The sequence below is a fragment of the Paenibacillus segetis genome, assembly GCF_014639155.1.
Classification (GTDB): domain Bacteria; phylum Bacillota; class Bacilli; order Paenibacillales; family Paenibacillaceae; genus Fontibacillus; species Fontibacillus segetis.
In genome coordinates, this window is the sequence record NZ_BMFT01000007.1 from 38452 (window position 1) to 53238 (window position 14787).

At 47.0% G+C, this 14787-nt stretch carries 10 protein-coding genes; all 10 read right to left on the reverse strand.

Annotated features, from left to right (window positions below):
* Window positions 1-50 precede the first annotated feature (50 nt).
* Window positions 51-2342 (reverse strand): thiamine pyrophosphate-dependent enzyme, encoded by a 2292-nt coding sequence (locus IEW05_RS24505; protein ID WP_188542502.1) that lies wholly within the window; start codon window positions 2340-2342, stop codon window positions 51-53.
* 20 nt (window positions 2343-2362) lie between these two features.
* Window positions 2363-3355: a 2-oxoacid:acceptor oxidoreductase family protein gene (locus IEW05_RS24510; RefSeq protein WP_188542503.1), complete on the reverse strand. Its 993-nt coding sequence runs from the start codon at window positions 3353-3355 to the stop codon at window positions 2363-2365.
* Window positions 3356-3424: 69 nt separating this feature from the next.
* The gene (hydE, locus tag IEW05_RS24515; RefSeq protein ID WP_188542504.1) at window positions 3425-4477 is read right to left on the reverse strand and encodes a [FeFe] hydrogenase H-cluster radical SAM maturase HydE; all 1053 of its coding nucleotides are present in this window, start codon (window positions 4475-4477) and stop codon (window positions 3425-3427) included.
* 447 nt (window positions 4478-4924) lie between these two features.
* Window positions 4925-5206, reverse strand: coding sequence for an RNA-binding S4 domain-containing protein (locus IEW05_RS24520; protein ID WP_188542505.1), 282 nt, complete (start codon window positions 5204-5206; stop codon window positions 4925-4927).
* Window positions 5206-5478 carry an HU family DNA-binding protein gene (locus IEW05_RS24525; RefSeq protein WP_188542506.1) on the reverse strand — a complete coding sequence of 91 codons (273 nt, stop codon included), beginning with the start codon at window positions 5476-5478 and terminating at the stop codon, window positions 5206-5208. The genes IEW05_RS24520 and IEW05_RS24525 overlap by 1 nt, the downstream gene beginning before the upstream one ends.
* Window positions 5479-5662: 184 nt before the next feature.
* Window positions 5663-7147: a bifunctional methyltransferase/pyrophosphohydrolase YabN gene (gene yabN, locus IEW05_RS24530; protein ID WP_188542507.1), complete on the reverse strand. Its 1485-nt coding sequence runs from the start codon at window positions 7145-7147 to the stop codon at window positions 5663-5665.
* A 160-nt stretch (window positions 7148-7307) separates the two neighbouring features.
* Window positions 7308-8948, reverse strand: a complete 1641-nt coding sequence (locus IEW05_RS24535) for a putative polysaccharide biosynthesis protein (protein WP_188542508.1) — start codon at window positions 8946-8948, stop codon at window positions 7308-7310.
* A gap of 209 nt (window positions 8949-9157) precedes the next feature.
* Window positions 9158-9700, reverse strand: a complete 543-nt coding sequence (gene spoVT, locus IEW05_RS24540) for a stage V sporulation protein T (protein WP_188542538.1) — start codon at window positions 9698-9700, stop codon at window positions 9158-9160.
* 330 nt (window positions 9701-10030) lie between these two features.
* Window positions 10031-11128 carry a peptidylprolyl isomerase gene (locus IEW05_RS24545; RefSeq protein ID WP_188542509.1) on the reverse strand — a complete coding sequence of 366 codons (1098 nt, stop codon included), beginning with the start codon at window positions 11126-11128 and terminating at the stop codon, window positions 10031-10033.
* Window positions 11115-14639, reverse strand: a complete 3525-nt coding sequence (gene mfd, locus IEW05_RS24550) for a transcription-repair coupling factor (protein WP_188542510.1) — start codon at window positions 14637-14639, stop codon at window positions 11115-11117. The genes IEW05_RS24545 and mfd overlap by 14 nt, the downstream gene beginning before the upstream one ends.
* Between the last annotated feature and the right edge of the window lie 148 nt (window positions 14640-14787).

The window sequence follows — 14787 nt, forward strand, 5'->3', positions numbered from 1 at the left end:
GGTGTCTCTAACAATGGGGCAAGACACAACACCAGCACCTGTCATCCGCACTATAGCAGTGGGCTTTCATGCTTGAGCTTCAGCTGCTCCCACCGCCGCTCAATTTCCTCTTCAAAAGCAGACAACAGTTCTGAATCGTTCAGCATATGCTTCGTCTTGCCCATCATCTTGAGCCATTCAACAACGGGAACACGTGCATTCTTTGCTTCCGGGTTATAAGTGATATTGGTTATTCCATGCTCAATCTCATACAGTGGGAAGAAGCAGGAATCCACTGCGGTTTTAAGAATTTGAGTACCCAGTTCATCCTCGGAACGCCAGTTTAGTGGACAGGTGCTTAACACCTTGCCATAGACAAGACCTTCATTCTGCGCGTACCACTGAGCCTTAGCCGCTTTCATGACCAGGTCCTGTGGATTGGATTCTGCTCCAGTGAATACATAAGGAATGTGGGTTGCCGCCATAATCTGTGGCGTGTCTTTATGGTGAAACGCCTTGCCCTTTTGCTTCTTACCTACACCAGACGTACTGGTCTGATGACCTAGCGGCGTGGAATAAGAAAGCTGGGAGCCGGTATTCATGTAACCTTCATTGTCGTATTCCAGGATAATCATCTTATGATTACGCAAAGCGGCCCCGATGGCTGGCCCCATCCCGATATCCATACCGCCGTCACCCGTCACCATGATGAAGGTTACATTATCAGACACATCAATTTCACCACGACGTTTGCGTTCCCAGAATGCTTCCACAACGCCTGAGACGGTGGCCGCTCCATTTTGGAATAGGTTGTGAATAAAGGTCTGTTTGTGTGAAGTATATGGATACCCCGCGGTAACAACATAGGAGCATCCGGTCTGAATCAGCGTAACCACATCACCCTCGATCCCCTTATAGAACAACTCTAGAGATGAGATTGCACTACAACCCGGGCAAGCACCATGACCTGGGGCTAACCGTTTTGGCTTGGACGTCAGGCTACGCAGCGGTGGCATCTTAACTCTCAGCTTTCCTGTTGCTTCGTCTGGATTCACTTGAATCAGCCCGCTATTATAGGCATCCCCATAGCTTGGTGTTAACACGGGTTGTAGCTGCTTGTCGGGATCGCCTGGCGTATGCCCGTAATAATCAAAAGGAACCTCTGCTTTACCTTGTTCCATGGCCTCAATGGCCAGCCGGAAAAAGGCTTCAGCATCATCCGGATAGAAATCCTTCCCACCGAGTCCAAATACACGAGAAAGTACAATCGTTTCGTTATTCGGGTCCAATTTCAAGGCTGATCGCACCTCATGAGTCATATTGCCGCCTTGTCCACCGTAGGAATCCGCCCGTTCGCCAACCAAAAGTGCTTTGACTCCTCGCAGTGCTGACCGCAATTCCTCTGCTGGAAATGGTCTGATGATATTCGGACGGATAAGCCCTGCTTTAACTCCTTCGGCACGTAATTTATCAACGATATCTTTGGCTGATTCCGCAGCCGAGTTCAGGAGGAATACCGCTACATCAGCGTCATCCATACAATATAACTCCAACGCCTCATAATTACGGCCCGCTAAGTGCCCGTATTCGCCCGCAATCTGTTGATATACCTCAGCCGCTCGATCCATAGCGCAGGATAATTGATAATGATTGTTCAGTAGATCATCACCGTTCATATGGGCGCCAATCGTAACTGGATGAGCCGGATCAACTACATCATCAAAGCCGGCTGGTGGCAGTTCCCCTACGAAAGCGCGAACGGTACGGCCATCTGAAAAATAGCTCAGCTTCCGTTTTTGATGTGATGTGAAAAAGCCATCATAAGCAACGATGACAGGCAGACGTACATCGGCATGCTCCGAAAGCTTCAAAGCGATAATGTTCATGTCGTATACGGCTTGCGGTGTACTAGCGGTTAAAATGAGCCAACCTGTGTTCAGCGCATAATACAGATCGGAGTGATCCCCACGAATGTCGAGCGGGCCGCTGATCGCGCGCGTGACCAGGTTGAGTACCATAGGAAAACGCGTGCCTGATTGCACGGGGAGTTGCTCGATCATATACAAAAATCCATTGGCACTGGTTGCATTGATAACCCGAGCCCCACTCAAAGCCGCACCATAGCAAATCCCCGCCGAGCCATGTTCACCATCCGCTGCAATCAGCTTGATGTCATGCAAACCCTGCGCTTTCTTCTGGTCCAAAATTTGTGCAATCTCCGTGGATGGAGTAATCGGAAAATAACCCATAACATGATAATTAATCTGCGTTGCAGCCATCGCTGCGGCTTCGTTACCCGACTCAAATGCGACGAGTTGCTCTGCCAATGCTAAGGCAGAAATTTTGTCTTCTGTTATCGACATAGAAATAGTCCTCCCTAAGCTTAATTAAATACGTGGGCAACGCGGTGATTGTCGGCGTACCCGACCTCTTCCCGGAGTGATGACAATGACCCCGTCGGACAGATTTCCACACACTTCAAACAGCCCTTGCAATATTGATAGTCAATCCCTTTCAAGAACATCTGCTGCCGCCCCCGTTTGTCCTCCCCTGACTCCCATACAAAACACAAATCAGGACAAACCGAATCGCAATTAGCGCAATGAATGCACGAAGCTAAATCTAGTTCAGGTAAATAACCTTGGCGTGAGCCGCTCAAATCTTTCAGCATGCTGTTACCTTGTGTGCGAATAAGTCCCCCAAGTACCTGTGTCTCATATCCAAGCAAAGGCTCCGGCCGCTCAAATTTCATGCCGGCGGCATCAGTGAGTGCTTCAATCGTCTGAAATCTTACCTCCTGATATCCTCGCTCAAACGTGCGTAAATTAGGCTCTACTAAATGCGGATATTTCTTCTCGAATGTCTGGCGAATGACCTGGCGCATCGTATCTGGATCTAGAAAATCACAGATGCGGAAAAGAGCACCCAGCATAGATGTATTCACCCTAGTGCGCTCATCAATTGCAATGCCCATCGCATCAATCAAGGCAAGTGTTCCATAGGGAAACTGTAAATCGCGCCGAATCTCCTCAAAGCTCCGGGTCGAATTTACCAGGACGACACCCCCCGGTTTCAATCCACTTAATACATTGACGGTGGTATGCAGCGCTTCATGGAACAAACCGATCACATCCGGCTGCTCAATTGGACTATGATCACGAATTTCAACATCAGGTTGGCAGAAGCGTACAAAACTCTTGACGGGAGACCCTTTCTTTTCCGAGCCATAAGACGAAAAATTAGTCCCATTTAAACCGAGCCCCAGCACCCCGGATTCCGCCAGCATTTTTCCAGCTAAATTAGCTCCCATCCCGCCGATGGATTCCAGACGGATTTCGAAAAACCAGAGCTCATTTGTTTTGGTCAATATGCTCATTCTCCATTTCTCCTCTACGTTTTGATTGAGAAAATTTTCACATGTATCTGCGGGATAAAACGATTCCTGCTATGGTTTGACTGTAACCGACTTAAGACTATCCCCCCTCCCCATATCCACGAAGAAGCCCGCTGCTCTAATGCGAAGCTCAAGGCAGTGTCTACACTCTGCCGACTCCTCTCCGGTGCAGATCTTGTTGTTATACAGGGCATATTTTTTACGAACAGTCACAGGTGACAAGTTCGGCATAACTACATTTGCTCCAACCTTCAACGCTCTTTCCCTACCCATTACATCCAAGGAGCCAAGGGCTGTCGTAGCTGGTATAAGCGCATCCGGCACAAACAGGCGAGCGAGGGCAACCATCACTAAGGTGTCTTCCAGCGAACCGGCGCTCTCATCTCTTAGCGGTGTATCGTCATGAGGAATAAAAGGACCAATGCCGATCATGTCTGGGTTCAAAGCTCTTAAATACAAGAGGTCTTCTGCTAAATCCGCTACGGTCTGACCAGGCAACCCAACCATGAAACCAGCTCCCACCTGATAGCCGATTCGCTGCAGTGTCGCCAGGCACTTACGTCGATTGTCAAAAGACATCGTGGGATGGAGTTTCTTGTAGAGATTTCGGGAAGCGGTTTCATGACGAAGTAAAAAACGATCCGCACCCGCTTCATACAAGCTCTGATATGTTTCTTCGTCCCGTTCCCCAATGGACAAAGTGAGCGCCGTATCAGGAAATCTCACCTTAACGGACCTAACTAGGTCAACAAGGATTGTCTCTGTATACCAATAATCCTCTCCGCTCTGCAGGACAAACGTACGAAATCCAAGGTCGTACCCTTCCTGACAGCAATCTAGTATCTGCACTGGCTGTAAACGATACCTTTCGGCTGCTACATTGCTTGCGCGAAGTCCACAATACAGACAATTCTGCCTGCAGAAACTAGAAAACTCGATCAAACCGCGCATAAATACCTTATCTCCATATCGCTCTATTCGCTTCATGTGGGCATAACGAAAAAGCTCATCACGAGACTCAGGGCCAAGATTATGCAGCAGATGGACGACTTCCTCTTGGGACAGTTCTCCGCAAGAGTACAGCTTTTGTACCAACTGTTTCATCAGCGATCACCCTTGTTTCATATTCAGTTGTTTTACATTATGGGGTTCCAAGCAAAAGATGAATGAAATAATTGTGAAATTTTTCACTTGATGAGGTGTTTTAAAGCATTGCGCATAAAAATCGGGCTTTGTTATACATCTTGGTTGGATTAGTCAAAAATCGCAGTCTCACAAAAGGAGTATTTGTGTGTAAACAGAGGGGTTGTCTCAGAAGCAGGCAATGATGCAGTGCCATGAAGACAAATACAATCTTGCTGTCAGATTAGGTAGAACTTTATAACAGCAATAATCAGAGGTTAGTAACTATATATTACCATTATTCGGGTATTTGTGTAGAGGGAATTTTGCATTTTTTAGTTTCATCGTATACATTGCCTATTCTTAAACAAAAGAAGCACATCTCTGATTAACAGAGACATGCTTCTTATCTTGTACAGTCACAATCATTTAGGACCAGTCTAGACCGTTATCCTTCACAATTGGTTCTTCCTTAACCAAGGTATACATGGTAGCAGCGTCTTCCTTACGAGTTGTTTCGGCGAGTCGTTCGACAGCAACCGTCACCAGCTTTTGGCCAAATTGAACGGTGATTTGATCGCCCACTTTAACCGTACTACTCGGTTTGGATTCACGCCCGTTGATAAGGACTCTTCCCTGTTCAGAAATATCCTTCGCCACCGTGCGACGCTTGATTAACCGCGACACCTTCAGGAATTTATCAAGACGCATTATTTTACAGCTTCTTTAAGTTTGTTGCCTGCTTTGAAAGCTGGAACATTCGATGCAGGGATTTCGATCGTTTTACCTGTTTGTGGGTTGCGGCCTGTACGACCTGAACGTTGGCGAGTTTCGAAAGTACCAAAGCCGATCAATTGGACCTTGTCTCCGCCTGCAAGAGCATCGGTTATTTCACCGAGGAATCCGTTCAATACAGATTCAACGTCTTTTTTGGTCAAGCCACTTTTGCTGGAAATGTTGTTGATAAGGTCTGTCTTGTTCATTAATAATGCCTCCCAATAGTTAAGAAAATAGGTGATACTGTAGTTGTATAAGAAGCCAAGGCTCCGTATAACCACAATAATATCTTGTATGATTATTCTTTCTTAAAGCCCGAATTCCTGCTCCAAAGAGATAATTTTTTTGTTTTTTTCACAAAAATAGACGAAATTTAGTATTTTCTGCCGATTATTGTATCCCTTTGTTCTTGGCTTCATCCCATAAAGCATCCATTTCAGCCAAGTTGCTCTCCTTCGGTGTCTTGCCACGCTCACGTAGGATTTCCTCTACATAATTAAACCGTCGCACAAATTTAAGAATGGTCAGAGACAACGCCTCTTCGGGATCAACCCCGATGAACCGAGCTACATTCACAATCGAGAACAACACATCCCCAAGCTCTCGTGTCTGCTCTAATGGATCCATCCCACCTTGCACTGCTTCCTTAAGTTCGCCCAATTCTTCCTCGATCTTGGACCACGCGCCATCAATATGATCCCAATCAAACCCTGACTTGGCCGCCTTCTTCTGTAGTTTATATGCTTTCATCAAAGCTGGCAAATCTCGAGGTACGCCATCCAGTACTGAAAGTCTCTCTGGCTCGATTCCTTTCCGCCGCTTCTCCTCAGCCTTCATGGCCTCCCAGTTATTCAGCGCTGCCTCAGCATCCTCTGCGCTCAATTCTCCAAATACGTGAGGATGACGATATACTAGTTTTTCATTTAGCTCTTGGATCACATCATATACGGTAAAAGCGCCGGTCTCCTCTTCCATCTGCGAGTGAAGCATAATTTGCAGCAGCAAATCACCGAGTTCCTCTCGCATATGATCGGGATCATCGTCATCGATCGTCTCTAGCACCTCATAGGTCTCCTCAATTAGATTCTTACGAATCGATTGATGGGTTTGCTCACGGTCCCACGGGCAACCCTCTGGGCTACGGAGAATGTCGACAATCTCATGTAACCTTTGAAAACTACGAATACGCAAACTATCATCGTTACTCGCTGGGACGTATACGAGAGACAGATTACCGTACCCTTCCGTCCGATCAAGCTCATAGAGCGGTACCTTAATCATTTGCTCCTGACCCGCTACACCAAGTGCATGTCCGATGACAACTTCATAATCATCAGGATACACTTCCATCAGGCTGAGCTTCACTTCCGAAGCCGTAAAGACGTCGTAAACTTGTCCAATAAGCGTATGCATCCGCGGATCTATATTGGCAGGCGATAATCCTGAAGAATCGAGCAATTGAAAACCCTCAATAGGGTCAAAACCAAACCGCAGAAAAGCTTCGTCAAGGAAGCTCTCTCCCCCAATGATACTCAGTGTAATCTCTTCCTCGGGGCAACGGCTCCGCAATAACTTCACCGTAGCTTCCGCTACCATCGGATGCCCAGGAACCGCGTATACAATATCATTACCCCTTGCACTCGCGATTAATCGCTCTGTGATTTCCTCGTAGACCGAAGGGAAATCTGCCTTCTCCTCGTACACGGTATCAAACGATGAGAAGCTCACACCCGTCTCCTCTAACCAAGATACGACCGGGTGGTCTTTTGTACGAACGAAACGCTGCTGCGCATTTTGAAGCTGTTTCAAGCTTCCCAGGGTCAATCGATCAGGATCGCCCGAGCCTAAGCCGATTACTGTAATGTTTCCGCTCATTCTTTCACACTCCTATCCCACAGTTAACATAGGCGGCAAATATTAGAGAGATACACAATTTATATTTACCTTAGAAAAAAAGTGGGCCAAATTCTTGTAACTACTATACCACTAGTCCCGGTCGTTTACTAAATCGTACAACGACGCTTCATGATGATGCCTAGCGTAACAGCCGTAGTCGTCGCAGCACGCGGAGTAGCTTAGGGCCGACGCGTGGTAGCGCCAGCAGCTCAGCCTCGCTCAGCAGGCGCGTGCGCAGCACCGCCGCAGTGAACACGGCTACGCCGAGCAGCACGCCGAGCAAGGCCTCTACCGCCGCAGCCAGCCGGCCTGGCGGTAGCTCCGCTCCGGCGAGGCGCAGCGCCGCGAGCGCAGCGGCAAGCGCCAATGCCGCGGCGCCCGGCCGCAACAGCGCATCGCGGACGCGCAGTGCGAGCCCTGCGCGCTGTAGTAGCAGCGCAAGGTTCAGCGCTGCCGCTACAGCGTAGGCGGCGATGCCAGCGATGGCAGCGCCATCGTCACCGAACTGCGGCACGAGCAGCACGTTCAGTACCAGCTTAATCGCCGCTGCCATGAGCAGGTGCAGCGCGGGTGCCTTGGCGTAGCCTAACCCCTGCAGGAGGGCCGCCGACACCGTGACGAGCGCCCCAGGAGCGGCTGTCCAAGCGATCCAAGCCATCGTGCCACTGCCAACATCATCGCCGTACAGCATGACATTGATCGGCTTAGCCAACATAGCTAATCCGATAGAGGAAGCCAGTCCGATCAGCCAGAACCAGCGCAGTGCTACAGTAGACTGCCGCCGGATTCCTTCATGATCACCCTTCATCTTTAATTCCGCCATAGCGGGAATAAACAACACGGAAAGCGAAGTTGCGATCATCGTCACTAGTTGTACTAGAGGAATTCCCCGGTTGTATACACCAACCGCCATCATCGTCTCGATCTCGCCACCGCTCTCTCGAAGCAGTCTTGGTAGTGTAAATGTATCGACTAGGCTAATTAGTGGTATAGCCAGCGATGCTAGGCAGATTGGTATCGCGTAACTCAACATGGAGCGGAGCAACGGCCAGCCTTGTCCCTGCTCCGGTAACGAAGCTCCCCGTGATGGAGAGTTCGTCGCACCAAGCATAGTACCCTCATGCTTGCGATAACTGCGCCAATACATCAACATAACAAAGAGTCCAGCGATTCCTCCCGCAGTCGAGCCTGCCAAGGCACCTCCAGCGATCACTGCATCAGTAGAACCTAGGCCACTCAAATACAGTAATAAAATAATCATAACCGCGACCCGAACGACCTGTTCCGTCACTTGAGAGACTGCCGTTGGCATCATGTCCTGTAAACCTTGGAAATAGCCGCGTAAAGCCGCGCTCAGCGGAACAAACAATAATGCTGGGGCGGAGCTCTTTAGAGCTGGAATCAATTGGTTGCTCCCAATCAGCCGCGATATAAATGGTGCCCCAAAATACATGAGCAGGCAGCCACCCACGCCTAGAATCGTCATAACTAGGCTTGCCATCCTGATGACTTCACGCTTCCCTGCCTCTTCACCTGCAGCATGACGTTCCGCTACAAACCTAGAAATCGCCGTCGGAAAGCCTGCAGTCGCTAGCATAATCAGAATCGTATAGAAGGGATAGACGGTATTATAAATACCAAAAACAATGTCTCCCCCAATATTTTGCATCGGGATCTTCTGCAGCATACCGAGCAGTTTCGTAAATATCGCAGCTATACTAAGTACCGCTGCCCCTTTAAGGAGCTTCGATCCGCCTACTTTTTGAACATGTTCTTTCATGCGTTACCTACTTTACGAAAGAGATTATAATAATGGCTTACATTCCAAATTCCATTATATGCTGAATTCCCTTCCTCGTAAAAGTTGGAGCAGCTTCTTTACCTTATTCATTGCAAAAACAACACACTCCCGTGTCATCAGGAAGGCATCGTGGCCCTCCCGATGAGCGGGAGTGTGTTTGAATAACAGATAGGTTATGTCAAGAGACATTACTGCTCCATTTGTTTAGCTAAGAAACCCGCAGCCGTTTCGGCCATTTTGGACTCAAGATCCGACATTTTGACGGAATCATCTTTGTTCAAGAGAATCACTGTACCAATCGGATCTCCACCTGAAATGATAGGCGCTATGACAAAAGAAGAAATATTCTCCGGATGGTCTTTGTTAATTTCGTAAGATCCTGAGTTTACCTCAACAAGAATTTTACGTCCTTCCATACAAGTTTCCAGCATCGAACTAATCTGCTTATCCAAGTATTCTTTCTTGGAAGCCCCGGCTACAGCTATTAATGTATCCCGGTCCGAAATCAACGTAATATGCCCCGTGCTTTCATAAAGGGACTCTGCGTACTCCTTGGCAAAATCACCTAATTCACCGATTGGTGAATATTTCTTCAAGATGACCTCACCATCGCGATCCACAAAAATCTCCAGTGGATCTCCTTCTCTAATACGTAGGGTACGACGGATTTCCTTCGGTATTACCACACGGCCCAAATCATCGATACGGCGTACAATTCCAGTAGCTTTCATTTTCATGTTGCCCCGCTTTCCTTAAGAAGTTTTGAATTGAACTACTGATTACTTATGAGACGGATATCACTAACCTACTCATTATTCCAACATCACTGGCATAAAAAAATTCATCTTGATGAACTTCGTTTAAGACAGCTATGTGATGTTTTGTAAGAAATGGTGGGATTCGATTACTGTGATTCTAACCATAGTATTCATCCCTTTCCATCGACTTATTCATCCATTTGCAATGCGTTTTGAAAGCGTAATCTTTGGGACGGGGCAAGAAAGCAGCGCGGATGTCTCCGCGCTGCCTTCTGCACCATACCTGGACTTCCCTAAACCAAATTATTTACCGCTATTCGTATTTGTATTTGTTTCGGTTCCTGCATTATTTCCAGTTTCCGGTGTTGTTGTGTTTTCAGAACCTTCAGTACCTTCAGTACCCTCTGTTCCTTCAGTTTCCTTTTCAACCTTAGGTAGGTCGATTTTCTTGATGATCGTCTTCTCTAACTCGCCAGACATGAACTCGTCCAATTTAGCAGAAGCTACTTGCGTCTTAAGCAAATCCTTCTCAGTGTCGGTCAGATCCTCAAATTTCTTCTCAGTCCGTGATTCTACACGAACGATATGATAACCATATGTTGTCTTAACTGGATCACCAATTTCATTGATCGGTTGAGTTAGTGCCGCTTGTTTAAATTCTTCAACCCATTGGCTTACTTGAGCATTTTCATACAATCCACCATTGGCATTGGAACCAGCATCGGTACTGTACTCCTTGGCTAGAGCTGCAAAATCCTCACCCTTGTCCAATTTTGCTTTGACTTCATTGGCTAATTTCAGAGCCTCTTCGTCTGTGTACTTCTCGTTGCCTTCCGCATCTTGGAATCCAATGAGAATGTGACGGACTGAAGCTGTTGTGTAATCATCTTTAGTAGCTTCGAATTCAGCCTTTACTTCGTCATCTTTAATAAGTACCAATTGACTTTCCAATACTGTATAAATCCGAACCATATAGTCCTGGAATTCTTTCTCTGTTACTTTTTGTGCATCGAGCATCGCTTTAAATTGGTCAGCACCGTATGCTTCTTTCATCGCTTTATATTGTTCATCCGCTTTTTTCTTGCCTGCTTCCTTGATCTTAGCATCTGCCTTCTCGTCTAGATACTTGTAGGCGATCTGTTGCTTGACCAAATACTCGCGGAAATCATCCAATTGTAGGAACTGCTCCATTTGCGGTTGAAGTGCTAATACAATGCGTGACTCCCGGTCAAATTCATTTTGCGTGATTTGTCCACCTTCATAAGTAGCAACTACTGCACTCGTATCATTTCCGGCTTTGGACTCATCCTTCTTCCCGCAACCAGCCATAACGGAAAAAGCTAATACAGCCACCATCGCAATCGTTAACCTTTTCCATGTACGTCCTTTACTTCGAAACATTTTGTAATTCCCCTTTCGCTTTGAACGAATCCTTTAGAGCTTCTAGAAATTGTTCCAGTAAGCCCATCAATTGTTTGTCGTCCATTCCCTTGGTTTTGATATTGATCAGCATGATCGATCCTTGATTAAATTGTACACGTCTTCCGAACAGATTTCCAACTTCCGCAAGTCTGGACGGCAGGATATCCTTTTCACGACCACTGTAGAATTTCACAATGACCTCTTCACCACGCCGTGAAATCGATTCAATGCCATACATTTTACCATAGAGCTTCACTCTAGCTACAGAGAGTAAATTCTGCACAGCTTCCGGCAATTCTCCGAATCGGTCCAGCATCTCGTCTTCAAGTTCCGAGACATCCTCAAAAGACGACGCAGATGCAGTCTTCTTGTATATCTCAATCTTCTGAATACTATCATAAATATAATCGGATGGTAAATACGCATCGATACCCAGATCAATTGACGTATTCCACGACTGCTCCTCAGGAACTTCTTCTCCAAGCATAGACACCTTACGTTTCTTAATTTCTTCTGCTAGCATTTGCGAGTAGAGATCAAATCCTACAGAAGCGATAAAGCCATGCTGCTCGGCCCCGAGCAGATTCCCGGCACCACGAATCGTAAGGTCACGCATAGCGATTTTGAATCCCGAACCAAGTTCTGTGAACTCCTTGATGGACTGTAGTCGCTTCTCTGCTACCTCGGTCAACGACTTATCGCGCTGATAAGTAAAGTAAGCATAAGCAATCCGATTGGAACGTCCCACACGTCCACGTAGTTGGTACAGCTGGGACAACCCCATTTTGTCAGCATCATGGACGATCAAGGTGTTAACATTCGGAATATCAACCCCCGTCTCGATAATGCTCGTACTGACTAGGACGTCATATTCGCCATCGAGAAAATCAAGAATCGTCTTCTCCAGCTCTTGCTCTGACATTTGCCCATGACCAACCCCGACCCGGGCATCAGGAACAAGCATCGAAATTTGAGCAGCCATCTCCTGAATGCCTTGAACACGATTATACAGGTAATAAATTTGGCCTCCACGAGCCATTTCCCGCTCGACCGCCTCACGAACCAATGCCTGACTATGCTCCACGACATAGGTTTGTACAGGGAACCGATTCTCAGGTGGTGTCTCGATAACCGACAAATCACGTACGCCCAGCATCGACATGTGCAATGTTCTTGGAATCGGCGTTGCCGTCAGGGTCAATACATCCACATTGGTCTTCAGCCTTTTTAGCTTCTCCTTATGCGTTACCCCGAACCGCTGCTCCTCATCAACGATCAATAGACCTAGATCCTTAAAAATGAGGTCCTGAGATAGCAAACGGTGTGTACCAATGACAATATCGACGGTACCCTTTTTGACTCCCTTAATCGTCTCATTCTGTTCCTTACGACTGCGGAAACGACTGAGCGATTGAATATTAATAGGATATCCAGCAAACCGTTCACGGAATGTTTCATAGTGCTGTTGAGCCAGGATCGTGGTCGGTACAAGCACCGCAACCTGCTTGCCTTCAATAGCTGCTTTAAAAGCAGCGCGGATAGCAACTTCCGTCTTCCCGTACCCAACATCGCCACATAATAAGCGATCCATAGGTCTAGTTTGTTCCATATCCTTTTTAATTTCCTCAATTGCCCGCATCTGGTCCCGAGTCTCTTCATAAGGGAACATCGCTTCAAACTCTTGTTGCTCCGGCGTATCTTTTTCAAATCCATAACCTGGAGATGCTTGCCGATCCGCATAGAGTTTGATGAGTTCATCGGCAATATCTTGAACAGAAGATTGAACCTTACTCTTCACGCGAGTCCAATCATTACCACCAAGCTTATATACTTTAGGTTCCTTGTCTTCGGAGCCTACATATTTCTGAATCAAATCAATTTGCTCAATTGGTACAGACAGCTTATCTCCACCCGCATACAAAATATGCATATAGTCTTTGTGAATCCCGCCTACCTCAAGCGTACCAATTCCGATATATTTACCAATCCCGTGATTCTGATGGACTACATAATCGCCAACCTTCAGCTCGGTGTAACTCTTGATCCGTTCTGCGTTGTCCATGTTCTTGCCCACTTTGCGTGCTTTACGCTGCTTCTGGGAGAACATCTCACCTTCGGTTATGACCACCAAATGCACAGATGGTAGCTCAAATCCTGACTGTAGATTACCATTTAGTAGAGTTGGCTCATCGATACCATAATCCTGCAGCACCCGCCGCATGCGATCCATCCGCTCTTCCCCGTTAGCCAGCATGATCACTTGAGCTCCGCTCTTCTTCCAGCGATCCATTTCTGATTTCAGCACATTCATTTGACCGTGGAAATCCTGCATAGCGCGACTAACAAAGTTCAGAATATTCTGAGGTTGAGTGTGTGGCACTTGCCGTAAAAACAACGACAGAAACAGCGTTTGGAATGGCCGACGATACAGAACATGATCACTCTCAAAAGCAAGCGGTAACTCGGGCAGACTTTTACCATTCTGAAACAGATTGAGATTCCATTCTGCTTCATCACGTTCCAGTTGCTTGGCCGTCTCTAAGAGACGTGCTGGCTCATCAAGGATAAGCAGTGAATCCTTTGCAACATAATCATATAATGTCTTATGCTCAGGAAAAATCAACGAAATATATTTATAAATCTCCGGAAAATAAACATGCTCTCGCAGCATTTCAATTTCTTTGGAGACTTCTTCGCGTAATTTACCTTTAGCTTTTCGATCACTCATTTTCTCTAGTTGCGTTTCCAAGCGATCTACTGCAACTTGCGCTGCCTTCTCCAAACGTTCCTTAGACGCAATGAGTTCCTTGCATGGCGGTATGGACACCTCTTTGATCTGATCGACAGACCGCTGATCCACAGGATCAAATGTACGGATCGAATCGATCTCATCATCGAACAACTCTACCCGATAGGCCATCGTTGAGGTCAAAGGAAAGAAGTCGATAATCCCCCCACGGATACTCATTTCTCCCCTGGATTCCACACGTTCAACCCGCTCATAACCAAGCTCAATCATCTTATTCAAAAAGAGTTCAAGCTGAAGGGTCCCCCCTAATTTCAGCTCGATCCAAGCTTCGCGCATCGTCTCTGGTGTCGGAATGAACCGACGGACACCAGAATAAGGCGCCACAACAATCCCCCGGAAACCTTGGGAGCATTGTAACAGCACCTCAATCCGCTGTGCCAGCATTTCAGGACTGGATACGGCCGATTCAGCAGCAACTAATTCATTTGCAGGATATAGTAGCACCTCATTGGCTGAGAGAGCTTCTTGTAGATCTTCAGCAATCTTCTGCGCGGCGAACATATTATGGGTAACGATAAGCAACGGACGATCGCTCTCCTTATGGAGTGCGGCCAGCATGACTTGCCTCGATGAACCCGATAGTCCAGAAATCAATTGCTCCTTCATTCCTGCCTTTACACCTGCAACCGTAGAGGCGAAGTCGGAGTCTTGGGAAAATGCTTGAATAAGTGCTTGTAGCAAAATGGGCACCTCTCTTATTGCTTAGTGAAATCTATTGTTAGGCCCTGTCAGTCTCCCCACAGTAACCAAAAAGGAGCCTTAGCAACCGTGCCGCCAAGGCTCTATAACCGTTAAGTTCGGTATACATCCTTCGTTATTTAGCCATACC

Bases quoted from the DNA above. Each gene is read 5' to 3' on its own strand.
- IEW05_RS24505 (WP_188542502.1), bottom strand. From the start codon at position 2,342: ATGTCGATAACAGAAGACAAAATTTCTGCCTTAGCATTGGCAGAGCAA.
- IEW05_RS24510 (WP_188542503.1), bottom strand. From the start codon at position 3,355: ATGAGCATATTGACCAAAACAAATGAGCTCTGGTTTTTCGAAATCCGT.
- hydE (WP_188542504.1), bottom strand. From the start codon at position 4,477: ATGAAACAGTTGGTACAAAAGCTGTACTCTTGCGGAGAACTGTCCCAA.
- IEW05_RS24520 (WP_188542505.1), bottom strand. From the start codon at position 5,206: ATGCGTCTTGATAAATTCCTGAAGGTGTCGCGGTTAATCAAGCGTCGC.
- IEW05_RS24525 (WP_188542506.1), bottom strand. From the start codon at position 5,478: ATGAACAAGACAGACCTTATCAACAACATTTCCAGCAAAAGTGGCTTG.
- yabN (WP_188542507.1), bottom strand. From the start codon at position 7,147: ATGAGCGGAAACATTACAGTAATCGGCTTAGGCTCGGGCGATCCTGAT.
- IEW05_RS24535 (WP_188542508.1), bottom strand. From the start codon at position 8,948: ATGAAAGAACATGTTCAAAAAGTAGGCGGATCGAAGCTCCTTAAAGGG.
- spoVT (WP_188542538.1), bottom strand. From the start codon at position 9,700: ATGAAAGCTACTGGAATTGTACGCCGTATCGATGATTTGGGCCGTGTG.
- IEW05_RS24545 (WP_188542509.1), bottom strand. From the start codon at position 11,128: ATGTTTCGAAGTAAAGGACGTACATGGAAAAGGTTAACGATTGCGATG.